Below are 23,365 nucleotides of genomic sequence, written 5' to 3'. Positions count from 1 at the left end.
GGCGCGTACAAGTTTGCGCCACAAAAAGTAAAAGGGCGAAGCATTTGCATGCTTCGCCCCAAGTGTTTTGTCCGGGAACTGCCGTTATTTGTGCGCAGCCCGCTTGGCGCATTCGGCGCACTGGCCGTACAGCGCCATGGAATGGTCCTGGATCACCCAGCCCTTGGACTTGGCGATCAGGTTCTGGCGCTTTTCGATCTCGGCGTCGTAGAACTCCTCGACCTTGCCGCAGCTGGTGCAGACGAAGTGGTCGTGGTGCTGGCCTTCGTTGAGTTCGTAAACGGCCTTGCCGCTTTCGAAATTGCTGCGGATGAGGATGCCGGCCTGTTCGAACTGGGTGAGCACGCGGTAGACGGTGGCCAGGCCGATGTCCGAACGTTCGTCCAGCAGCACGCGGAACACGTCTTCGGCCGTCATGTGGCGCTGGGCGCCGGTCTGGAAGATCTCCAGGATCTTCAGGCGCGGCAGGGTGGCTTTCAGGCCGGTGCTCTTGAGTTCGTCGATGTTCTTCATGTCAGGGTCTCTGGGTGGACTGCCATGCAAGCATGGACAGCAGTCGATGGCCCTGGCGCCGGGGCCGTTGGAATCATCGGGCGCCTTCGGGACCAGCCGCTACAATGATCCTGATCATATCCCTATGCCATTATCCATGCATGTTCAAGCCCGTAGCCGCGCAGGTCTGGCCCTGACGCTGGCAGTCGCAGCGGCATTGGCCGGCTGCAACAGTCTCGATGGAGCAGCTCACCGTGTCGCCAATGCCATCACGCCCTACAAGGTGGAGGTGGTGCAAGGCAATTTCGTCTCCAAGGAACAGGTGCAGGCGCTGCAGCCCGGCATGAGCCGGCAGCAGATCCGCGACATCCTGGGCACGCCGCTGGTCACCAGCGTGTTCCATGCCGACCGCTGGGAATATGTGTTCACGATCAAGCGTCCCGATGTGGATCCCCAGGTGCGCAAGCTGACGGTGTTCTTCGAAGGCGACCGCTTTGTGCGCGCCGAAGGCGACGAAATGCCTTCGGAGGCCGAATTCGTGGCCAGCCTCAAGGGCCTGAAGGGCAAGCCCAAGGTGCCGCAGCTCGAAGCCACGGAAGCCCAGCTGGCCAAGTACCCGCCGCGCAAGGAGGCGGACGCCGACAAGCCCGAGGACAGCCTGCCGCCCGCCGCTGCCAGCTATCCTCCGCTGGAGCCGGCTTCACGCTATTGACGGCCTGCCGTGCCGGCTGCACTTGGCCGGCCCCTTTTGATTCCGATTCGACCCTTGACCGGCGCCCTTGGGCCGCAGCAGGCGCCAGAAACACCGTGAGCGATAGCGCATGACCGCAAATACCGCATCTTCTTCCGTCCGCCAGCGCGTTGCCGTGGCGGGCGCCTCCGGCCGCATGGGCCGCATGCTGATCGAAGCCATCCTGAACAGCAGCGACTGCGTGCTTGCCGCAGCGCTGGACCGCGCCGACAGCCCTTCCATCGGCACCGATCCCTCGGCCTTCCTGGGCCAGCCCAGCGGCCTGAAGATCGAGAGCGATATCTGCGCCGCGCTGGCCAAGGCCGATTGCCTGATCGACTTCACGCGCCCCGAAGGCACCATGGAGCACCTGGCCGTGGCGGCCGAGCTGGGCGTGAAGGTGGTGATCGGCACCACGGGCTTTTCGGAGGCGCAGAAGGCGCAGATCGCCGAGTACGCCCGAAAGACCGCATTGGTGCTGGCGCCCAACATGAGCGTGGGCGTGAACGTGACGCTCAAGCTGCTGGAGATGGCGGCCAAGGCGCTGCGCACCGGCTACGACATCGAGATCGTCGAGGCCCACCACAAGCACAAGGTGGACGCGCCTTCGGGCACGGCTCTCAAGATGGGCGAGGTGATCGCAGAGGCCCAGGGCACGAAGCTGGCCGATCGCGCCGTCTACGAGCGCTTCGGCCACACGGGCGAGCGCAAGGAGGACAGCATCGGCTTTGCCACCGTGCGCGGCGGCGATATCGTGGGCGACCATACCGTGCTGTTTGCGGGCACGGGCGAGCGCATCGAGATTTCGCACAAGTCCAGCAGCCGAGCCGGCTATGCGCAAGGCAGCCTGCGGGCCGTGGGCTATCTGGCGGGCAAGACGGCCGGCCAGTTCGACATGTTCGATGTGCTGAACCTGCGCTGATGGATCGCATGACTGGAGGGGCCGGCCGGCCCCTTCTCGTATCTGGAGCGAGGTGAACAATGTCTTCGGGACTGTGGCACTGGCTGGAACAGGGCGATGCGGTGATGCGCAGCACGGCCGTGGTGATGCTGGCCATGTCCGTGGCCAGCTGGGTGATCATCGTCTACAAGCTCTGGTTCATGGCCTCGGCGCGGCGCAGCGTCTCCCGGGCCATTGCTGCCTTCTGGCAGGCACCGGATGTGGCGCAGGCACGGGCCGCAGTGCATGGACTGGATGCGCGCCGGTTGCTGCGGCCCATGGTCCAGGCCTTGCCGGAGCCGGCGCAGGCGGTGGCTGCGCAGGACCTGGCCGGGCGTGCCAGCCATGGCCAGCGGATGATGCGCGGCCTGCGCGCCGGGCTGGACGCCGCTTCGCTGCAACTGCAGTGGGGCCAGACGCTGCTGGCCACCATAGGCGCCACGGCGCCTTTCGTCGGCCTGCTGGGCACGGTCTGGGGCATCCACCATGCACTGGGCGTGCTGGCCGGCAGCGGCCAGGTCGGCATAGAGCAGCTGGCCGGGCCGGTGGGCGAGGCCCTGGTGATGACGGCTGCGGGCCTGGCCGTGGCCTTGCCGGCCGTGCTGGCCTACAACCTGTTCGGCCGCGCGGCCGGCATGCTGCAGGCCTTGCTCGAAGGGTTTGCGCATGACCTGCAGGCCCAGTTCGGCGGCGATGCCGGATAGGGCCGGGTGAGCGGCCATGGCATTCGGACGAATGAACACGCGCCAGGGCGGCGACGCACCGGTCAGCAGCATCAACGTCACGCCGCTGGTGGATGTGATGCTGGTGCTGGTGGTCATCTTCATCCTGGCCGCGCCCATGCTGGCCGCCAGCCTGCGCCTGCAGCTGCCCAGGGCGCAGTCCGCCGTGCCGCAAGGACCGGTGGCGCGCAGCGAGACGCTGCTGGTGGAGATCAGCCCCGGCGGCGCGATCTGGGTGCAGGGCAAGGAAGCCAGCGACGAGGCCGTGCAGCAGCAGCTCAAAAACCTGGGCGCAAGCCGGCCCGATGCCGAAATCCAGCTGCGCGCGGATACCTCGGTTCCCTATGGGCGCGTGGTCGAGCTCATGGGCTGGGCCCACGCTGCGGGGCTCACGCGCATAGGCTTTGTCGCGGAACCGGACACGCGCTGAGGCGGCCCATGTGGGCTACTGCGCGTATCGCTTGAAGATACTTGGCTTTCGATGGTGCCCGGATCGTACCGGTGCTTGCTACATTGCACGCCATGAAGGGGGCGCTCTTGCTCCTGAATACCTATCTCCAGGGAGTCTTGCATGGACCCAATCCTGTACCGGGCTGCCAGCGATGCCCGGCTTGATGTCAGCCAAAGGCAGCAGCTCTACCGCCTGGCCATGGCGCCGGCCGAACCCGCGCTGCTGGCACGGCGCTTGAACCAGGGCCTTTTGCTCGTTGCGGCCCTGCTCCTGGCCGGCGGGCTGATCTTCTGGATCGCGGCCAACTGGCAGGAGCAGACCCGCATGTTCAAGCTGGGCCTGATCGAGGCCGCGCTGGCACTGAGCGTGGTGGCGGCCGCGGCCTTGCCGCGCGCCCGGGTGCCGGCCCTGCTGGCGGCCAATCTGGTGCTGGGTGGACTGCTGGCCTTTGTGGGCCAGACCTACCAGACCGGCGCCGATGCCTGGCAGCTGTTCGCCGCCTGGGCGGCGCTGTCGCTGGTCTGGACGGGCCTGGCGCGCAGCGATGTCCTGTGGACCCTGTGGATTGGCATCTGCGCCGCGGGGCTGCTCAGTTGGGAAGGCCGCCTGGGCGGCTGGTTCGACATGCTGCAGCTTCAGTCTTCGGCTCCGGCCCAGGGCTTGCGCATGGGCCTGTGGCTGGCGCTGGCCGTGGTGCCGGGCCTGGTGGCGAGCCTCGCCGGCCTGCGCCTGGCGCAGGGCCTGGGCCGCGGGTCGCACCGGCTGGCGCTGGGCCTGGCGCTGGCGGCCTGGTGCATTGACGGCACTGCCGGCCTGTTTGATGCACCGTCAGGCGCGGGCCTGTTTGCCGTGGCCTGCGCGCTGGTGGCGGCCGTGTGGTTGCTGTCCCGCAATGCAGGGCGCTGGCAGGACTTTGCCAGTCTGTGCCTGGCCACCGTGGCGGCCAATGCGCTGCTGATGGCTGCGGCGCTGCGCGTGGCGGCGGGTTCTGATCTGGTGGGGCTGCTGCTGATCGGCCTGATCGTGGGCGTGGGCGGCCTGGGCGGTTCGGTGGCCGGACTGCTGTCGGTGCAGCGCCGCATGGCGGCCGAGGCCATGGCGGCAAACAAGGAGCAGGTGGCATGAATTTCCGGAACTCTGCAGGGACCTCCTTGCCCGCATGGTGGGCCGCGGCCCGCCAGCGGGGGCTGGTGCAGGACGAGGCCGTGGCCACGGGGCAGGAGCAGCCCTCGTTCTGGATCGTTGCCCTGGCCATGCTGGGTGCCGCACTGTGCACCATACCGCTGCTCGGGCTGGTGCTGGTGACCGGCATCGATTTCTGGTGGGAAAGCGGCGGTGCCTATGTATTGGGTCTGATCGGCATGGGTGTCGGCGGGCTGATGCTGCGCAAGGCGCAGCATGTGTTTGCCAGCTGCATGGGCCTGGTGCTCTGGAGCGGCGGCCAGGGTCTGCTGGCGCTGCAGCTGGCCTTGTCGCTGGACGGCAGCGAGCGGCAGCTGTTCACCGTGCTCAGCGGCTGCCTGGCGCTGGCGCAGGCAGCGGGTGCGGCACTGGCCGGGCCGCTGTGGGTGCGCCAGGTCATGGCGGTGTCGTTCGGTGCCTCGGCCTACGGCTTCGGCGTCGCCCTGCTGGGCGGCAGCCTGCTGCTGGCGCCCTTGCAGCCGGCCGCCGTGCTGCTGGCCCTGGCCTGGGGCTTCTGGATATGGCGGGAGCCGCAGCATCTGCGGCGCGGCATGGCGCCATGGGCCGCATGCGCCGATGCGGCCATCGTGGGCCTGCTGTGCACGGTGCTGAGCGAGTATGTGGCGCCTGCGTTCTGGCTGCAGGCCGGCGGGGACCGCCTGGAGCTGCTGCCGTTCGGCCCCGGCTGGAATGCGCTGGCCGTGCTGCTGACGCTGGCGGCGGGCGCGGCGCTGGCCAGGCGCTGGCAGCAGAACGGTCTGCTGCGGCCCGGCGTGCGCGGGGCGCTGGTGCTGATCGTGCTGCTGCTGGCCGCAGCATCCTGGTTCCAGCCCGCGCTGGCCGTACCGGCGGTGGTCGGCTTTGCCGCCGCTGCGGGCGCGCGCTGGCGCATTCTGGCCCTGTGCGGCCTGGGCATGCTGTGGCTGCTGGGCCGCTTCTATTACAGCCTGCAGTGGCCGCTGGCCCTCAAGGGCCTGGGACTGGCCGTGCTGGGCGCGGCGCTGTTGCTGGGCCTGCTCGCGCAGCGCTGGCTGAGGCGGGGTGCGGCAGCACGGACAGCCGGGACTGCCGCAAGCTCCGCGGCGGCTGCGCGCATGCCGCTGGCCTGGCTGGCGCTGGGCGCCGTGCTGGCCTTCGGCCTGGTGAACTGGGATGTGCGCGGCAAGGAGGCCGTGATGGCCAACGGTCAGCCGCTGCTGGTGCCGCTGGCGCCGGTCGATCCGCGCTCGCTGATGCAGGGCGACTACATGAGCCTGAACTTCGACATTCCGGCCGCGGTCCGCGACGCACTGGACGGCAGCGCGGCCGTGTCGGCGCAGGCGGTGGCACGCCGGGATGCGCAGGGCCGCGCGCGTATCGAGCGCCTGGCCCGGCCGCAGGAAGTGCTGGCCGCCGACGAGCTGCTGCTGCCGCTCAGGCAGCTCAAGGGCCGCTGGACTCTGGTGACCGATGCCTTCTTCTTCGCGGAAGGCCGGGGCGAGCATTTCGCCCGGGCGCGCTTTGGCGACTTCCGCGTGCTGCCCGACGGCCGCGCCCTGCTGGTGGGGCTGGCGGACGAGGACGGCAAGCCGCTGTAGTGCATGGCGTGCTTCTGATGGGATAGCTTCTTGCGCCTGTCATTCAATGGTTTCAAGGGAAAAAGTGCTTGAAATCTTTTGAATGCAAGCGCTGCCAGCTCACTTATCTGATGTCCGGTGCGAGGCTCTCGTCGGCCGCCTTGCGCGCGCCGGGCACCGGATAGTGCATGCCGTAGTCCGAGGAGCGCTGGTACAGGCACAGGCCGAAGTGCGGCAGCATGGCGATCAGGTGGTCGAAGATCTCGCCCTGGACGGCCTCGTACTCCACCCAGACCGTGGTGTTCGTGTAGCAGTACAGCTCCAGCGGCACGCCCTGGGGCGAGGGCTCCAGCGTGCGCGCCAGCAGGAACATGCCGGGGCTTTTGTGCACGCGCGGATGGTCCAGCAGGTAGGCATAGGCGTAGGCCTTGAAGGCCGCGAGGTTGCTCACCTGGTCGGGCGCGATCAGGTGGCCGCTTTGCGCCGTGATGCAGCCGGGGCGGGCATCGTCCACGGCGCGCAGGCCGCTTTTTTCGTTCCAGTAATCCCGCAGCAGGGCAATGCCCGACAGGCGCGCGCGCTCCGCCGGCGTGAGCAGATGGATGCTGTGCGCATCCAGGTGCAGGCTGCGGCGGATGCGGCGCCCGCCCGACTCGAACATGCCGCGCCAGTTCTTGAAGCTGTCGCTCATCAGCCGCCAGGTCGGGATGGTGGTGATGGTCTTGTCCCAGTTCTGCACCTTGACGGTGTTGAGCGCGATGTCGATCACGAAGCCGTCGGCCCCCACCTGGGGCATCTCTATCCAGTCGCCCACGCGCAGCATGTCGTTGCTGCCCAGCTGCACGCCGGCGACAAAGGACAGGATGGTGTCCTTGAACACCAGCATCAGCACCGCCGAGGCCGCGCCCAGGCCCGACAGCAGCAGCAGCGGCGAGCGGTCCAGCAGCGTGGCCACGATGAGCACGGCGGCAAAGATGCACGCCAGCAGCTTGCCCAGCTGCGTGTAGCTTTTGATGGAATGGGTCGGCGTGGCCTTGCGCGCCTCGTTGCGGTCGTGGGCCTCGTTCATGGCGTTGAGCAGGTCGCACAGCGCGCGCGCCAGGTGGTAGACCGTGAAGCAGACCGCCACGTTGGCGATGAGCTGCGCCAGGCGCGGCTGCAGATGCGGCACGGCCGCTATGCCCAGCTGCACCAGCAGCGCGGGCACGGCCCTGGCCAGGCGGCGCAGCACCTTGTCGTGCATGAAGACCTGGGCCCAGTCCGCGGCAATGCCGTCGCGCAGGCGGCGGAACACGCGCAGCAGACCCCAGCGGGCCAGCCAGCCGGCCATCAGCGCGGCCAGCGCCAGCAGCCCCAGGGCGGCCGCGGTCTGCATGAAAGGGCTCCATTCGGATGTCAAAGACCATGGGGAAAGCAACAAGAGCTCCTTGAACAAGAAGGGAAACGGAAAGGCCGCGGCCGGCGCGGCGGCCGGTACGGCAAGGCAGGCGGCGGACCGGCCCCGGCGCAAGCGGCGTCGCAGGACGCGGGCGATGGCGGGGCGCTCGGGATCCGGGCGCATGGCGGCCGGCGTGCGCCCGTGGCTCAAGGGCGGCCTGCCGGCCGGAGATCGCAGCAAGGCTGCTGCAGGCCTGCAAGCATACGCATGCCGGCCTGCTCCAGTAGGAAAGCCGGTCTTGGCCAAAGTTCCCGGCCCGGCCCGCGGCCGGAAGGCGCAGCGCTTTCTGCGGGCATGGCAGCCCAAATCTCTGGGTTCGGGCAGGGCGCCTAAAATCCCTGCTGATTCCGGATTACCACCTTGTCGGAGCCCCCCGAGGCCACCGGCGACTGCCAAGCACCATGCAAGAAAAGTACAACCACATCGAGGTCGAGCGCGCCGCGCAGGACCGCTGGACCGCCCAGGACGCCTACCGCGTCACCGAAGACAAGACCAAGCCCAAGTTCTACGCCTGCTCCATGCTGCCCTACCCCAGCGGCAAGCTGCACATGGGCCACGTGCGCAACTACACCATCAACGACATGCTCACGCGCCAGCTGCGCATGAAGGGCTACAACGTCCTCATGCCCATGGGCTGGGACGCCTTCGGCCTGCCGGCCGAGAATGCCGCGCTCAAGAACAAGGTGCCGCCGGCCAAGTGGACGTACGAGAACATCGCGTACATGAAGAAGCAGATGCAGGCCATGGGCCTGGCCATCGACTGGAGCCGCGAAGTCGCCACCTGCGATCCCGACTACTACAAGTGGAACCAGTGGCTGTTTCTCAAGATGCTGGAAAAGGGCATCGCCTACCGCAAGACCCAGGTCGTGAACTGGGACCCGGTGGACCAGACCGTGCTGGCCAACGAGCAGGTCATCGACGGCCGCGGCTGGCGCACCGGCGCGCTGGTGGAAAAGCGCGAGATCCCCGGCTACTACCTGAAGATCACCGACTACGCGCAGGAGCTGCTCGACCATGTGCAGCTCGGCGGCGAGAAGGCCACGCTGACCGGCTGGCCCGACAAGGTGCGGCTGATGCAGGAAAACTGGATCGGCAAGAGCGCGGGCGTGCGCTTCGCGTTCACGCACGGCATCCAGGGCGCCGACGGCAAGCTGATCCAGGACGGCAAGCTCTACGTCTTCACCACGCGCGCCGACACCATCATGGGCGTGACCTTCTGCGCCGTGGCGCCCGAGCACCCGCTGGCGCTGCATGCGGCCGCGACCAACGACAAGCTCGCCGCCTTTATCGAGGAATGCAAGAAGGGCGGCACCACCGAGGCCGAACTCGCGCTCAAGGAAAAAGAAGGCCTGCCCACGGGCCTGTTCGTCACGCACCCGGTCACGGGCGCCCAGGTCGAGGTCTGGGTCGGCAACTACGTGCTGATGAGCTACGGCGACGGCGCCGTGATGGGCGTGCCCGCGCACGACGAGCGCGACTTCGCGTTTGCCAACAAGTACGGCCTGCCCATCCGGCAGGTCGTGGCCGTGGAAGGCCAGGACGCTTACGACGACAAGCAGTGGCATGACTGGTACGGCGACAAGGAACGCGGCGTGCTGATCAACTCCGGCGCGTTCGACGGCCTGAACCACAAGGATGCCGTGGCCGCCGTGGCGCAGCTGCTGGCCGACAAGGGCCTGGGCGAGCTCAAGACCACCTGGCGCCTGCGTGACTGGGGCATCAGCCGCCAGCGCTACTGGGGCACGCCCATCCCCATCATCCACTGCGAAGACTGCGGTGCCCAGCCCGTGCCAGAAAAAGACCTGCCCGTGGTTCTGCCACGGGACCTGGTGCCCGATGGCTCGGGCAACCCGCTGGTCAAGAGCGAAGCCTTCCACGCCGGCGTGGTCTGCCCCTGCTGCGGCAAGCCTGCGCGCCGTGAAACCGACACCATGGATACCTTCGTGGATTCGTCCTGGTACTTCATGCGCTATTGCGACGCCAAGAACGGCGAGCAGATGGTGGCCGACGGCGCCGACTACTGGATGCCCATGGACCAGTACATCGGTGGCGTGGAACATGCGATCCTGCACCTGCTGTACGCACGTTTCTGGACCAAGGTCATGCGCGATCTGGGTCTGCTCAAGATCGACGAGCCCTTTACCAAGCTGCTGACCCAGGGCATGGTGCTCAACCATATCTACAGCCGCCGCACGGCCAAGGGCGCCAAGGAATACTTCTGGCCCAAGGATGTCGAGCATGTGTTCGATGATGCCGGCAAGATCACAGGCGCCAAGCTCAAGGTCGAAGTGGACAGCGCCGACGGCATGCTGCCCGTGGGCACGGCCATCGACTACGAGGGCGTGGGCACCATGTCCAAGTCCAAGAACAACGGTGTCGATCCGCAGGAGCTGATCGAGAAGTACGGCGCCGACACGGCCCGTCTGTACACCATGTTCACCTCGCCCCCCGAGCTGACGCTGGAGTGGAACGATGCCGCCGTGGAAGGCAGCTACCGCTTCCTGCGCCGCGTCTACAACTTCGGTGCCAAGCTGTCGGGCATGGACATGGCGGCAGCCGTGGCTGGCGTGGCCGGTGCCAAGTCGCTGGACGATGTGGAATTCAGCAAGGCCGCCAAGGCGCTGCGCCTGGAAATCCACACCGTGCTCAAGCAGGTGGAATACGACTACCAGCGCATGCAGTACAACACCGTGGTCTCGGGCGCGATGAAGATGATCAACGCGCTGGAGGACTTCAAGGCCCTGGACGACGCCGGCGCCAAGGTGGCGCTGATCGAAGGCTTCGGCATCCTGCTGCGCGTGCTCTACCCCGCCACGCCCCACTTGGCCCACGTGCTGTGGAGCGAACTCGGCTATGCCAACCACCTGGGCGACCTGCTCGATGCGGCCTGGCCCCAGGTCGACCCCAAGGCGCTGGTGCAGGACGAGATCTCGCTGGTGCTGCAGGTCAACGGCAAGCTGCGCGGCGCCATCCTGGTGTCCGCCACGGCCGACAAGGCCGCCATCGAGGCCGCGGCCCTGGCCAACGAGGATTTCCTGAAGTTTGCCGAAGGCAAGACGCCCAAGAAGATCATCGTGGTGCCGGGCCGCCTGGTGAATGTGGTGATCTGATCGGGGCTCCGGCCCTGCCGCCGCCCGCAAGGCGCGGCAGGGCGCTTTGAATGCAAGGACAGTTCATGCAAAAACGTACGCTGCTGGCCGCCATGGCTTTGTCGCCTCTGCTGGGGGCCTGCGGCTTTCGCCTGCGCGGCGTGCCCAACTTCGTCTTCCGCTCCATCTACATCCAGGCGGGGCGGGGCTCGCCCGTGGGCACGCTGCTGCGCCGCAACCTCGAATCGTCCAGCGACAAGCTCACGGTGCTGCGCGATCCGACGCCGCCGGATCAGGCCGAGGTGATCTGCCAGGTCATCAGCGAGCAGCAGCAGCGCGTGATCGTGGGCATGAACGTGGCCGGCCAGGTGCGTGAAATCGAACTGCGCCTGATCGTCAGCTTCTCGCTGCGCACGCCGGGTGGCGACGAGGTGATTCCTCCGACCGAGATCCGCCAGATCCGCAACGTGACCTATAACGAAACCAACGCCTTGTCCAAGGCGGCGGAAGAAGAAATGCTCAACAAGGACATGCGCAACGACATCGTGCAGCAGATGATTCGCCGCCTGTCCGCCGTAAAGAGCTTGCAGTCTTCCTGATTTGATAGCTGCTGACGCTTGTCTGGCAAGCGCTGCAGGCATTTTTGACAATATATCCATGCAGCTTGCGCTGAACCAGCTTGCAGCCCATCTGGCCAAGGGCCTGCGTCCGCTCTACGTCCTGCACGGGGACGAGCCCCTGCAGCAGCAGGAGGCGGCCGATGCCATCCGCGCCGCGGCGCGGGCGGCCGGTTATACCGAGCGCAGCAGCTACACCGTGGCCGGCGCGCACTTCGACTGGAGCGCGGTGTTGGCCGCAGGCGGCTCGCTGTCCCTGTTCGCCGACCGGCAGATCCTGGAGATCCGCATTCCCTCCGGCAAGCCCGGCAAGGACGGCAGCGCGGCGCTGCAGCAGCTGGCCGAAAGCGCCCAGGGCAACGACAGCACGCTCACGCTGGTGAGCCTGCCGCGCCTGGACAAGGCCACCAGGAGCAGCGCCTGGTTTGCCGCGCTCGATGCCGGCGGCGTCTCGCTGCAGATCGACCCGGTGGAGCGCGGCGCGCTGCCCGGCTGGATCGCCCAGCGCCTGGCCGCCCAGGGCCAGCGCGTGGCCGCGGGCGAGGAAGGCCAGCGCACGCTGCAGTTCTTTGCCGACCGCGTGGAGGGCAATCTGCTGGCCGCCCACCAGGAAATCCAGAAGCTGGCGCTGCTGTACCCGCAGGGCGAGCTGGGTTTCGAACAGGTCGAGCAGGCCGTGCTCAACGTGGCGCGCTACGACGTGTTCAAGCTCTCCGAGGCCGTGCTCTCGGGCCAGCTGGCGCGCACCATGCGCATGCTCGACGGCCTGCAGGCCGAAGGCGAGGCCGAGGTGCTGGTGCACTGGGCGCTGGCCGAGGACATCCGCAACATCAAGCGCATCAAGGACGCCATGGCCGCGGGCAAGCCCCTGCCCATGGCGCTGCGCGAAAACCGCATCTGGGGTCCCAAGGAACGCCTGCTCGAGCGCCTGCTGCCGCGCGTGAGCGACGCCACGGCCGCGCAGCTGCTGCAGGCGGCCCACACGGTGGACGGCATCGTCAAGGGCCTGCCCGCCGACGGCTGGCCCCGCGACGGCTGGCAGGCCTTGCGCCAGCTGGCCATGCTGCTGGCCCAGGCGGGCAGGGCCTGAGCGCGGCGCAAAAGCGAAAAAGGATGCGGCGCGCATCCTTTTTCGTGGAAAAGAGAGGGAGGCTCACTGCGGCGCGCCGTCGGCCGGTGGCTGCTGCTCCTGCTGCAGGTGTTCGTCGATCTTTTCCTCGATGACTTTCTCGCCTTCAAAGCCGGCAAGGGCCGCCATGCCTTTCTTGAGCAGACCCGCCTCGGGGTCGACCTTGTCCAGGGCCTCTTCGGCAACCACAGCACCGATGATCTGATTGAGCAGTCCCATGGCAATCTCCAAGCAAATAAAGAGGCTTCCAAGGTAGCGGTGCGCGCGGGGCGCTGCCAGCAGTGTTGCGGCTTTTTACACGCGGACAAATTGCTTCATGCCCGTGGCATTTGTTTGCAATCCTGACGCGGCCCAAGACCCTGCTGCGGCCGCGATTTTCAGCTTTTATCAAGCTGGGCCTGCGCCTTGTCGGCCCACAGCAGCAGGTTGTCCGTCAGGTCCTTCTGGCTGAAGGAGCAGCTTTCCTCGGTGAACAGCGCGCTGGATTCCAGCCGGTCCAGCAGGTTGAGCAGCACTTCGCCATAGCGCGCAGGCAAGGCCTGCAGCAGCGCAGTGGCGGCGCGGGCCTGCTGGCCCAGGGCGGCCGGCGCCAGTTGCTGGCGGGCCAGCTGTTCGAAGCCCGAGCGCAGCTGCTGCAGCTGCCGGGCGGCCAGCGAGGGGGAGGCGGTGGGGGTCATCGCGGTTCTTTCTCCGTATCGCCCGCAGTGTAGAGGGCTTGTTGGCCCACGGGCAGGCCAGATAGGGGAAAATCGGCGTATGAACGCGCTCAATACCGTCGAATACATGCACAACCTCGGCCTGCAGGCAAAAATGGCCTCTGCGCTGATGGCCAGTGCGTCTGCAGCTACCAAAAACAAAGCACTGAAGGCGCTGGCCCGCCTGCTGCGCGAAAACGTGGAGCCGCTGCAGGCCGACAACGCCAGGGATCTGGAGCGTGCGGTGGCCAACGGCCTGTCGGCGCCCATGGTGGACCGCCTGCGCCTGACGCCCAAGGTGCTGGAGACCTGCGCCCAGGGCTGCGAGCAGCTGGCCGCGATGGCCGACGTGATCGGCGAGATCATCGGCATGAAGCAGATGCCCAGCGGTATCCGCGTGGGCCAGATGCGCGTGCCCATCGGCGTGTTCGGCATGATCTACGAAAGCCGTCCCAATGTGACCATCGAGGCGGCCAGCCTGTCGATCAAGAGCGGCAATGCCTGCATCCTGCGCGGCGGCTCCGAGGCCATCGACTCCAACAAGGCGCTGGCCAGGCTGGTGGCCCGGGCGCTGGCCGAGGCCGGCCTGCCCGAGCACGGCGTACAGCTGGTGCAGACCACCGACCGCGAGGCCGTGGGCCAGCTGATCGCCATGCCCGAGTACGTGGACGTGATCATTCCGCGCGGCGGCAAGGGCCTGATCGAGCGCATCAGCCGCGAGGCTAAGGTGCCGGTGATCAAGCACCTGGATGGCAACTGCCACACCTATGTGGACGACCCCTGCGACATCGCCATGGCCGTGAAGGTAGCCGACAACGCCAAGACGCAGAAGTACAGCCCCTGCAATGCCAGCGAGGGCCTGCTGGTGGCGCGCGGCGTGGCGGCCGGGTTCCTGCCGCTGATCGGCGCCGTCTATGCGGCCAAGGGCGTGGAGATGCGCTGCGACCCCGAAGCCCTGGCCATGCTGCAGGGCGTGCAGGGCGCCAGGCTGGTGGCCGCGACCGAGCAGGACTGGAGCGAGGAATACCTTGCGCCCATCATCAGCATCAAGCTGGTGGAGGGCGTGGAGGAGGCCATTGCCCACATCAACAAGTATTCGAGCCACCATACCGACGCCATCCTGACGACGAACCACATGCACGCTCAGAAATTCCTGCGCGAAGTGGATTCGGCCAGCGTCATGGTCAATGCCAGCACGCGCTTTGCCGACGGCTTCGAATACGGACTGGGCGCCGAGATCGGCATCAGCACCGACAAGTTCCATGCGCGCGGCCCCGTGGGCATCGAGGGGCTGACCTCGCTCAAGTACGTGGTCCTGGGCGACGGCGAAGTCCGCGCCTGACGCCATGCCGCCGCCGCCTGGAGAGCACGTTCCAGGGGCCGGCGGCTTTTAGAATCCTCCAGCCGCTTCGGTTCCGCATACAACACCATGAAAATCATCATTCTGGGTGCCGGGCGTGTAGGCCACAGCGTGGCCGAGAGCCTGGTGTCCGAGCAGAACAGCATCACCGTCATCGACACCGACGCGCGCGCGCTGCGCGAGCTGGAATCCCGCTTCGATCTGCGCGGCGTGGTCGGCAACGGCATCGATCCGCAGGTGCTGGCCGAGGCCGGTGCCCGGGATACGGACCTGCTGATCGCCTGCGCCTCCATGGACGAGACCAATCTGGTCTGCTGCAAGCTGGCCCAGGCCATGTTCGACATCCCCACGCGGATTGCGCGCGTGCGCTCCTCGGGCTTTGCCGCCAACGAATCGGTGCTGGGCAAGGATGGTTTCGGCGTGGACCGCATCATCTGCCCCGAAGAGTCCATCACCAACTACATCCGCAAGCTGATCGAATATCCCGAGGCCATGCAGGTGCGCTCGTTCGCGGGCGCGCGCGCAGCGCTGGCCTCGGTGCGCGCGCGTGCCGGGGCGCCGGCCGTGGGCCTGCAGATCGCCGAGATCCGCGAGCGCATGCCCGAGCTGGTGATGCGCATCGTGGCCATCTACCGCCGCTTTCTCGATGAACCCGACCGCTTTGTGCGCTGCGACGGGGCCACGCGCATCGAGCCGGGCGACGAGGTCTTCATCCTGGCGGCGACCGAGCATGTGTCCGAGGCCCTGCGCGCCATCAACCGCCCCGAGGGCCGGCCCTCGCGTCCGGTGTTCCGCATCATGATCGCGGGCGGGGGCCAGGTCAGCCTGCGCTTGGCCAGGAAGCTGGCCCAGACGCCGGGGCGCTTTCACATCAAGATCATCGAGCACAGCGAGCAGCAATGCCTGAACCTGTCGGCGGCGCTGCCGGCCGAGGTGCTGGTGCTGGAAGGCGATGTCACCGACGAGGATGTGCTGGCGGAGGAGGGCATCGAGGAAGTCGACCTGTTCCTGGCGCTCACCGATGACGACGAGGACAACATCATGTCCAGCCTGCTGGCCAAGCGCATGGGGGCGCGCCGCGTGCTGGCGCTGATCAACCGCCGCGCCTATGCCGACCTGATGCACGGCACGCAGATCGACATCGCGCTGTCGCCGGCCCAGGCCATGCTGGGCGAATTCCTGGCCTATGTGCGCCGCGGCGACGTGCAGGCCGTGCACAGCCTGCGCCGTGGCGTGGCCGAGGCGCTGGAGATCGTGGCGCGCGGGGACAAGAAGAGTTCGCGCGTGGTCGGCCGCAGGGTCGAGGAGCTGCGCCTGCCCGAGGAAGTGCATATCGGCCTCATCGTGCGCGGCATTCCCGAGGGCCAGTCCGCCGACGACACGGGCGGCGAAGTGGAAACCGAGGTCATCATCCCGCGCAGCAACACGGTGATCGAGAGCGGGGACCATGTGGTCTTCTTCCTGCCCAACAAGCGCCTGGTGCGCAACGTGGAAAACCTGTTCCGCGTCAGCGCCACTTTTTTCTGAAGCCACAGGCCATGCGAGACCTGCTTCCCGTACTGCGCGTGCTCGGCATGCTGATGGTCATGTTTGCCGGCGCCATGCTGCTGCCGTTCGGCGTGTCCTGGTTCACGCAGGACGGTGTCTGGCGCATCTATCCGTGGTCCATCGGCATCACGGCCTGCGCGGGCCTGCTGCTGTGGGGCGCACTGTACCGCTACAAGCGCGACCTGCAGGCCCGCCATGGCGTGATCCTCGTGACCCTGGTGTGGGTGGTGCTGCCGCTGTGTGCCGTGCTGCCGCTGATGCTGGGCCTGAAGCGCGTGGGCCTGCACATCAGCTTCACGCATGCCTATTTCGAGGCGGTGTCGGGCCTGACCACGGCAGGCGCCACGGTGCTCAGCGGCGTGGACAAGCTGCCGGTGTCCATCAATGTCTGGCGCACCTTTTTGCAGTGGATGGGCGGCATGGGCATTCTGATCCTGGCCGTGGCCGTGCTGCCGCTGCTGGGCGTGGGTGGCGCGCAGCTGTTTCGTGCGGAGGCGGCGGGACCCGTGAAGGATACCAAGCTCACGCCGCGCATCACCGAGACGGCCAAGGGGCTGTGGGGCGTGTATGCGCTGTTTTCCATCGCCTGCGCGCTGGCCTTCTGGGCGGGCGGCATGACGCCGCTGGATGCGCTCATGCACATGTTCGCCACGGTGAGCCTGGGCGGACTGTCCTCCCACGATGCGAGCTTTGCCTATTTCAATTCGCCGCTGCTGGAGTCCATTGCGCTGATCTTCATGCTGCTGGCGAGCTGCAATTTCGCGCTGTACTTCGTGGCCCTGCGTAAGGGGCATCTGGACAGCTTTCTGCGGGACCCGGAAATGCGGGCCACGATTTCGGTGCTCGTGGGCGCCGGCCTGCTGGCCGCGCTTTTGCTGTGGGGCAAGGGTGTCTACGGTCCGCTGGACGCCTTGCGCTACGGCATGTTCCACACGGTCTCGGTCGCCACGACGACGGGCTTTTCGACCACCGACTATCTGGCGTGGCCGGTCTTCATCCCGGTGCTGCTGCTGTTGCTGTCGGGGGTTGCCACCAGTGCCGGCTCCACGGGCGGCGGCATCAAAATGGTGCGCATGCTGATTCTGGTCAAACAAGCGCGGCGCGAGATGACGCGCCTGGTCCACCCGCGCGCCATGCAGCCCGTGCGCCTGGGCAACGCCGTGGTCGAGAACCGCATGATCTTTTCGGTGCTGGCCTATATGCTGGTCTACGGCGCCACGGTGATCGTGCTGAGCATGGTCATGCTGCTGACCGACCTGGATCCCGTGACGGCTTTTTCCGCCGTGCTGGCCAGCGTGCACTGCCTGGGCCCGGGGCTCGGGGCCATCGGGCCTGCATCGAATTACACGGTGTTGACCGATTTTCAGACTTGGGTGTGTACTTTGGGCATGCTGCTGGGCCGTCTTGAAATCCTGAGCTTCATGGCCTTGCTGTCACCCGCTTTCTGGCGTCGCTAGTCCTTGCACCTAGGGAAAACGCTTAATTTGTGCGGCGGTCTCTACAATTGCAACCCACCATCGGTTCATAAGGGTCTTTATGGTTCCACATCTCGTCACGGCTTTGACCGGCCCCATCAACGAACTCGAGCAGCGCATCCTGGACTCCATGCCTGCGATCGAGCGTTGGTTCCGCCTGGAGTGGATGGAGCACACGCCGCCTTTCTACTGCTCGGTGGACATTCGCAATGCGGGCTTCAAGCTGGCACCGGTGGATACCAACCTTTTTCCGGGCGGTTGGAACAACCTGACCGATGAAATGCTGCCGCTGGCCGTGCAGGCTGCGATGGCTGCTATCGAAAAGATATGTCCGGAAGCGCGCAATCTGCTCATCATCCCCGAGAACCACACGCGCAACACCCACTACCTGGCCAGCGTGCTGCAGCTCAAGCGCATCTTCAACATGGCCGGGCTCAATGTGCGCATCGGCTCCATCAGCCCGGAGATCAAGAAGACGCTGTCGATCACGCTGCCCCATGGCGACGAGATCAAGCTGGAGCCCGTGATCCGCACCAAGCGCCGTCTGGGGCTCAAGGACTTCGACCCCTGCACCATCCTGCTCAACAACGACCTGTCCACCGGCACACCCGGCATCATCGAGGAGCTGTACGAGCAATACCTGCTGCCGCCGCTGCATGCAGGCTGGAACGTGCGCCGCAAGAGCCGCCACTTCCAGAGCTATGAGGAAGTGGGCAAGCGCTTCGGCAAGCTGCTGGGCATCGATCCCTGGCTGATCAATCCGCTGTTCGGCCATGTGGAAAACATCGACTTTGCCGACGGTGTGGGCATGGACCGGCTGGCCGAGCAGGTGGACACCATCCTGTCCAAGGTGCGCCGCAAGTACAAGGAATACGGCATCAAGGAAAAGCCGTTCGCCGTGGTCAAGGCCGACAACGGCACCTACGGCATGGGCGTGATGATGGTGCGCGATGCCAAGGAACTGGCAGACCTGCCCCGCAAGAGCCGCAACAAGATGGGCGTGATCAAGGATGGCCAGACCGTGCACGACGTCATCGTGCAGGAGGGCGTGCTGACCTATGAGCGCATGAACAATGCGGTGGCCGAGCCCGTGGTCTACATGATGGACCGCTATGTGGTCGGGGGCTTTTACCGCATGCACCCCGAGCGCGACGTGGACGAGAACCTCAACACGCCCGGTGCCGGTTATGTGCCGCTGGCTTTCCCGAACAGCAACCAGCTGCCGCAGGTGGGCGCACGCCCGGGCGCCAGCGCTCCCAACCGCTTCTACATGTATGGCGTGATTGCGCGCTTGGCCATGCTGGCCGCCAGCTACGAGCTGGAAGCGACGAATCCTGACGCGGAAATCTACGACTGAAGCAGCGGGCCGCCCGGACCGAGCACAATGCCGAAACCTTGAGACCCGGTGACTGCCTTACGAGTCGCTTCCTGAGCCGTGCAAACTTCCAAATCCTCTTTGTCCGCCCTCACGCTGGGCGCTATCGGTGTCGTCTATGGAGACATTGGCACCAGTGTTCTGTACTCGGTCAAGGAGGTCTTCGGATCGGGCTATGTGCCTTTCACGCCGGCCAACGTCTACGGCGTGCTGTCCGTGCTGTTCTGGACGCTCACGGTCATCGTCTCGCTCAAGTACGTGGTCCTGGTGCTGCGCGCGGACAACAATGGCGAGGGCGGCCTGGTGGCCATGCTGGCCCTGGCCTCGCAGACCGTGAAGGACAAGCCGCGCCTGTCCAGCACGCTGTTCCTGGTCGGCATGTTCGGCACTTCGCTGTTCTACGGCGACGGCGTGATCACGCCGGCCATCTCCGTGCTGTCGGCCGTGGAAGGCCTGGAGGTGATCTCCCCGCATTTCACGCGCGCCGTGATTCCGCTGACCCTGGTGATCCTGTTTCTGCTGTTCTTCGTGCAGAAAAGAGGCACCGCCGGCATCGGCAAGTTCTTCGGCCCGATCACGCTGACCTGGTTCTTCTGCATCGCCCTGCTGGGCATTCACCAGATCCTCGGCCATCCGGAAATCCTGGCCGCCCTCAGCCCGCACCATGCGGTCGGCTTCATCTGGAACAATCCCGGCACCTCGTTCATCATCCTGGGCTCGGTCGTGCTGTGCGTGACGGGCGCCGAGGCCCTGTATGCCGACCTGGGCCATTTCGGCAAGAAGCCCATCCGCCTGGCCTGGTTCAGCATTGCCATGCCGGCGCTGACGCTCAACTACTTCGGTCAGGGAGCGCTGTTGCTGGCCAACCCGGAGGCGGTCAAGAACCCGTTCTACATGATGGCGCCGAGCTGGGCCTTGCTGCCCATGGTGATCATGGCCACCATGGCCACGGTGATCGCCTCGCAGGCGTTGATCACCGGCGCCTTCAGCGTGACGCGCCAGGTGATCCAGCTCGGCTACCTGCCGCGCTTCGAGGTGCGCCACACCAGCGTGAAGGAAACTGGACAGATCTATATGCCGCTGGTGAACTGGGGGCTGTTCGTGGCGATCGCGCTGGCGGTGCTGCTGTTCCGAAACAGCGGCAATCTGGCGGCGGCCTACGGCATCGCCGTGACGCTGGACATGCTGATCACCACCACGCTGACCTTCTTCGTGGTCCGTTATCGCTGGAACTACCCTCTGGCGGTCTGCATCCTGGCCACGGGCTTTTTCTTCATCGTGGATCTGGCCTTCTTCTCGTCGAATCTGCTCAAGCTGTTCGAAGGCGGCTGGTTCCCGCTGCTGATCGGCGGCACGGTCTTCACGCTGATGATGACCTGGCGCAAGGGGCGCGATCTGCTGCAGGAAAGACTGCATGCCGATGCGCTCAACCTGCGTGAATTCCTCGAATCGGCCTGGCGCCATCCGCCCACGCGGGTGCCGGGCACGGCCGTGTTCCTGTCGGGCGAGCCCGGCACCGTGCCCCATGCGCTGCTGCACAACCTTAAGCACAACAAGGTGCTGCACGAGCGCAACATCTTCGTGACGGTGCGCAACCACGAAGTCCCCTGGGTGGGGCTGGACAAGCGCGTGCAGGCCGAATCGCTGGGCGGCGACTGCTGGGAGGTGCTGATCCATTACGGCTTCAAGAACGAGCCCGACGTGCCGGCCGCGCTGGCCCAGCTGCGCACACAGGGCTGCATGTTCGAATCCATGGAAACCAGCTACTTCCTCTCGCGCGATGTCATCATTCCGCGCATGAGCCATCGCATGGCGCCCTGGCGCGAGAAGCTGTTCGCCCAGATGCACCGCAACGCCAGCCGGGTGTCCGATTTCCTGCACTTGCCCAGCAACTCCGTGGTCGAACTGGGCTCTAAGATCGAGCTGTAGCTTGGGTCAAAAAGGCCTGTATCGCTTATCCAGAAAGCGCTGATAGCTATCAATTTGGAAGTGATGGTCGCCTTCGCGATTCGCATGCACCGTCCAGGCGGTGTTTTTCGCAGGCCTGATGCCAGAATGCGCAGATGCGCTTTTTCAGAGACTTGAGTCCCGCCGCCTTTGCGGCCGGTTTCGTGGCCGTGCTGGTGGGCTTCACCAGCTCCGTGGCCCTGGTGTTCCAGGCAGCCCAGGCCTTCCAGGCCACGCCGGCCCAGATCACCTCCTGGATCTGGGCCCTGGGCCTGGGCATGGGGCTGTGCTCCCTTGTCCCCTCGTTGCTGCTGCGCATGCCTGTCATGGTGGCCTGGTCCACGCCGGGTGCCGCGGTGCTGGCGACGGCCGGGCTGGCCGGCGGATTTTCCATGGGGGAAGCCGTGGGTGCTTTCATCGCCAGCGCGGTGCTCATCATTGTGGCGGGCGCCACGGGCTGGTTCGAGCGCATCATGAACCGCATCCCCATGGAGATCGCCTCGGCCCTGCTGGCCGGCGTGCTGGCCAAGTTCGGCATGCAGGCCTTCTCGGCGGCCGAGAGCAATCTGCCTCTGGTGCTGGTCATGCTGGTTGCCTATCTGCTGTCCCGGCGTCTGGCTCCGCGTTACGCGGTGATCGTGACCTTGATGGCCGGCATTGTCTGGGCGGCGCTGCGCGGGCAGATGCAGTGGTCCGCCGTGCATGCGGGCCTGGCCATGCCGGTGTTCACCATGCCGCAGTTCTCTGTTCAGGCCCTGGTGAGCCTGGCCCTGCCGCTGTTCGTCGTCACCATGGCCTCGCAAAACCTGCCGGGCGTGGTCGTGATCCGCGCCACGGGCTATGACATTCCCGTCTCCCGCATCATCAGCATGACGGGCGCGGCCACCCTGGTGCTGGCACCGTTCGGCGGCTATGCCTTGAATCTGAGCGCCATCACTGCGGCCATCTGCATGGGTCCCGAAGCGCATGAAGACAAATCCAGGCGCTATACGGCGGCGGCCGTCTGCGGCCTGTTCTACATCGTGCTGGGCATCTTCGGCGCCGTGGTCACGGGGCTGCTGACTGCCTTTCCCAAGGAGCTGGTGGCTTGCATCGCGGGGCTGGCCCTGCTCGGCTCCATCGGCGGCGGCCTGGCTGCAGCGCTCAGGGAGGAGCAACACCGCGAGGCTGCGCTCATCACATTTCTCGTGACTCTGAGCGGCGTGGTGATTGCCGGCATAGGATCGGCTTTCTGGGGCGTGGTGGCGGGCAGCGTGGCGCTGTGCATCCAGCACTTTCGCCGCCGCTAGAAGGGGGAAGGCGGAAACTTCACGGAAAATCTGTGATGTCTTCTCAGGCCGTGCATGATGTCCGGCGAGATCTGTCCTATCTGAACCACCACCATGCAAATACTGTTTGTTGCCGATCCACTGGAGTCCTTCGTGATCTACAAGGACTCCACCTTTGCCATGATGCGCGAGGCACAGCGCCGAGGCCACCAGATCGTGGCTTGCGAGCCTGGCAGCATGTCATGGGAAAGCGGAGGCAAGGTCACGGCCCGGGTGCGCTTCATCACGCTGACGGGCGACAAGAAGCAATGGTTTGACGAAACCGAAGCTCGCAGCATGGCGCTGGCGGAATTCGATGCCGTCGTGATGCGCAAGGATCCGCCCTTCGATTCCGAGTATTTCTACGCCACCCACCTGCTGAGCCAGGCCGAGCGTGAGGGCGCCAAGGTTTTCAACAAGCCCCAGGCACTGCGCGAACACCCGGAAAAGCTCGCCATCATGGAGTTCGCGCACTTCATCTCGCCAACGCTGGTGACGCGCACGGCCCAGGATATCCGGGCCTTCCATGCCCAGCACCAGGACATCATTCTCAAACCCCTGGATGGCATGGGCGGCATGGGCATCTTCCGCGTGGGTCCCGACGAGCGCAACCTCGGCAGCATCATCGAGACCCTGAACCGGGGCGGAGCCACCAGCGTCATGGTGCAGAAGTTCCTGCCCGACATCGTCCAGGGCGACAAGCGTGTGCTCATCATCGGCGGCAAGCCGGTGCCTTATTGCCTGGCCCGCATTCCGCAAGGCAATGAAGTGCGCGGCAATCTGGCCGCCGGCGGCAAGGGCGTGGCCCAGCCCCTGAGCAACGAGGACAAGGCGATTGCGGAAACCATCGGTGCCAAGCTGGTGCAGCGCGGCCTGCTGCTGATCGGCCTGGATGTGATCGGACACAACGTCACTGAGATCAACGTGACCAGTCCGACTTGCTTCCAGGAAATCCACGACCAGACCGGCTGTGACGTGGCTGCCCTGTTTGTCGATGCGCTGGAACTGGCGGCCCGGGCCTGAAGCCTTCGCTATCGCAAGATGAAGACAAGAGGGAGCAGGCTTGCCTGCTCCCTCTTGTCTTTTGGCGGTTGGATTGGACTGCCTTCAAAAAACCGGGTGTGAGTTGCGCCAGGTCGAAAATTCTGTGTACAATGCAAGGCTTCACTGAGCGAGATGCACTTCGCAGGTGGTTGAAGAAAGTTTGAAAATTCTTTCTGCAAGCGCTAAAAACTGTGCTACAATGCAAGGCTTCGCTGATTGCAGCGAGTCAGAAGAATCAAGCGATTGACTCTTCGGTTCATTAAAAAAA

General features: G+C 65.8%; 20 protein-coding genes. 16 read left to right on the top strand and 4 right to left on the bottom strand.

Going from position 1 to position 23,365, the window contains the following annotated elements; all coding sequences use genetic code 11:
* Positions 1-84 precede the first annotated feature (84 nt).
* A complete protein-coding gene (gene fur / locus V8Z74_RS15905) occupies positions 85-513 on the bottom strand; it encodes a ferric iron uptake transcriptional regulator (protein ID WP_066480879.1) in 429 nt (142 codons plus the stop codon).
* 136 nt (positions 514-649) lie between these two features.
* Here fur and V8Z74_RS15900 point away from each other — a divergent pair, with 136 nt between their 5' ends.
* From V8Z74_RS15900 to V8Z74_RS15875, 6 genes are all read left to right on the top strand, one after another.
* A complete protein-coding gene (locus tag V8Z74_RS15900; protein WP_066480876.1) occupies positions 650-1,204 on the top strand; it encodes an outer membrane protein assembly factor BamE in 555 nt (184 codons plus the stop codon).
* Positions 1,205-1,313: 109 nt separating this feature from the next.
* Complete coding sequence (dapB, locus tag V8Z74_RS15895; protein ID WP_349710111.1) at positions 1,314-2,144, top strand: 4-hydroxy-tetrahydrodipicolinate reductase; 831 nt, start codon at positions 1,314-1,316, stop codon at positions 2,142-2,144.
* A gap of 59 nt (positions 2,145-2,203) precedes the next feature.
* Positions 2,204-2,866, top strand: a complete 663-nt coding sequence (locus tag V8Z74_RS15890; RefSeq protein WP_349710109.1) for a MotA/TolQ/ExbB proton channel family protein — start codon at positions 2,204-2,206, stop codon at positions 2,864-2,866.
* Between the two features lie 16 nt (positions 2,867-2,882).
* Positions 2,883-3,314 (top strand): ExbD/TolR family protein, encoded by a 432-nt coding sequence (locus V8Z74_RS15885; RefSeq protein ID WP_349710107.1) that lies wholly within the window; start codon positions 2,883-2,885, stop codon positions 3,312-3,314.
* Between the two features lie 141 nt (positions 3,315-3,455).
* A complete protein-coding gene (locus V8Z74_RS15880; RefSeq protein WP_349710105.1) occupies positions 3,456-4,460 on the top strand; it encodes a DUF2157 domain-containing protein in 1,005 nt (334 codons plus the stop codon).
* Entirely contained in the window at positions 4,457-6,094 is a 1,638-nt protein-coding gene (locus tag V8Z74_RS15875; protein WP_349710103.1) for a GDYXXLXY domain-containing protein, read from the top strand. Before V8Z74_RS15880 ends, V8Z74_RS15875 begins: the two co-directional genes overlap by 4 nt.
* A gap of 103 nt (positions 6,095-6,197) precedes the next feature.
* Here the strand turns inward: V8Z74_RS15875 and V8Z74_RS15870 are convergent, their stop codons facing one another.
* Positions 6,198-7,448 (bottom strand): mechanosensitive ion channel family protein, encoded by a 1,251-nt coding sequence (locus tag V8Z74_RS15870; protein ID WP_349710102.1) that lies wholly within the window; start codon positions 7,446-7,448, stop codon positions 6,198-6,200.
* Between the two features lie 464 nt (positions 7,449-7,912).
* Here V8Z74_RS15870 and leuS point away from each other — a divergent pair, with 464 nt between their 5' ends.
* From leuS to holA, 3 genes are all read left to right on the top strand, one after another.
* Positions 7,913-10,621: a leucine--tRNA ligase gene (leuS, locus tag V8Z74_RS15865; RefSeq protein ID WP_349710101.1), complete on the top strand. Its 2,709-nt coding sequence runs from the start codon at positions 7,913-7,915 to the stop codon at positions 10,619-10,621.
* A gap of 65 nt (positions 10,622-10,686) precedes the next feature.
* Positions 10,687-11,199, top strand: a complete 513-nt coding sequence (locus tag V8Z74_RS15860; protein WP_066481026.1) for an LPS-assembly lipoprotein LptE — start codon at positions 10,687-10,689, stop codon at positions 11,197-11,199.
* 58 nt (positions 11,200-11,257) lie between these two features.
* The gene (holA, locus tag V8Z74_RS15855; protein WP_066480865.1) at positions 11,258-12,307 is read left to right on the top strand and encodes a DNA polymerase III subunit delta; all 1,050 of its coding nucleotides are present in this window, start codon (positions 11,258-11,260) and stop codon (positions 12,305-12,307) included.
* Between the two features lie 63 nt (positions 12,308-12,370).
* Here the strand turns inward: holA and V8Z74_RS15850 are convergent, their stop codons facing one another.
* Together V8Z74_RS15850 and V8Z74_RS15845 are read right to left on the bottom strand one after the other, a co-directional pair.
* A complete protein-coding gene (locus tag V8Z74_RS15850; RefSeq protein WP_066481024.1) occupies positions 12,371-12,565 on the bottom strand; it encodes a hypothetical protein in 195 nt (64 codons plus the stop codon).
* Between the two features lie 158 nt (positions 12,566-12,723).
* Positions 12,724-13,023, bottom strand: a complete 300-nt coding sequence (locus tag V8Z74_RS15845; protein WP_349710098.1) for a hypothetical protein — start codon at positions 13,021-13,023, stop codon at positions 12,724-12,726.
* Positions 13,024-13,102: 79 nt separating this feature from the next.
* Here V8Z74_RS15845 and V8Z74_RS15840 point away from each other — a divergent pair, with 79 nt between their 5' ends.
* The 7 genes from V8Z74_RS15840 to gshB all read left to right on the top strand — a co-directional run bounded on the left by V8Z74_RS15840 (position 13,103) and on the right by gshB (position 23,076).
* Complete coding sequence (locus V8Z74_RS15840; protein ID WP_349710096.1) at positions 13,103-14,383, top strand: glutamate-5-semialdehyde dehydrogenase; 1,281 nt, start codon at positions 13,103-13,105, stop codon at positions 14,381-14,383.
* Positions 14,384-14,470: 87 nt separating this feature from the next.
* On the top strand, positions 14,471-15,928 hold the full coding sequence (gene trkA, locus V8Z74_RS15835) for a Trk system potassium transporter TrkA (RefSeq protein WP_066480852.1): 1,458 nt from the start codon (positions 14,471-14,473) through the stop codon (positions 15,926-15,928).
* Between the two features lie 11 nt (positions 15,929-15,939).
* The gene (locus V8Z74_RS15830) at positions 15,940-17,406 is read left to right on the top strand and encodes a TrkH family potassium uptake protein (protein ID WP_349710093.1); all 1,467 of its coding nucleotides are present in this window, start codon (positions 15,940-15,942) and stop codon (positions 17,404-17,406) included.
* A 79-nt stretch (positions 17,407-17,485) separates the two neighbouring features.
* Positions 17,486-18,781: a glutamate--cysteine ligase gene (gshA, locus tag V8Z74_RS15825; RefSeq protein WP_066480849.1), complete on the top strand. Its 1,296-nt coding sequence runs from the start codon at positions 17,486-17,488 to the stop codon at positions 18,779-18,781.
* Positions 18,782-18,859: 78 nt separating this feature from the next.
* Complete coding sequence (locus V8Z74_RS15820; RefSeq protein WP_066480847.1) at positions 18,860-20,728, top strand: potassium transporter Kup; 1,869 nt, start codon at positions 18,860-18,862, stop codon at positions 20,726-20,728.
* A 134-nt stretch (positions 20,729-20,862) separates the two neighbouring features.
* The gene (locus tag V8Z74_RS15815; protein WP_349710091.1) at positions 20,863-22,035 is read left to right on the top strand and encodes a benzoate/H(+) symporter BenE family transporter; all 1,173 of its coding nucleotides are present in this window, start codon (positions 20,863-20,865) and stop codon (positions 22,033-22,035) included.
* A 93-nt stretch (positions 22,036-22,128) separates the two neighbouring features.
* Entirely contained in the window at positions 22,129-23,076 is a 948-nt protein-coding gene (gene gshB, locus V8Z74_RS15810; protein WP_349710089.1) for a glutathione synthase, read from the top strand.
* Positions 23,077-23,365 lie beyond the last annotated feature (289 nt).

This window comes from Comamonas sp. w2-DMI (genome assembly GCF_040187735.1).
GTDB lineage: Bacteria > Pseudomonadota > Gammaproteobacteria > Burkholderiales > Burkholderiaceae_C > Comamonas > Comamonas terrae.
Note: the sequence above shows the minus strand (reverse complement) of the source record. Positions and strands in the feature narration are given on the sequence as shown.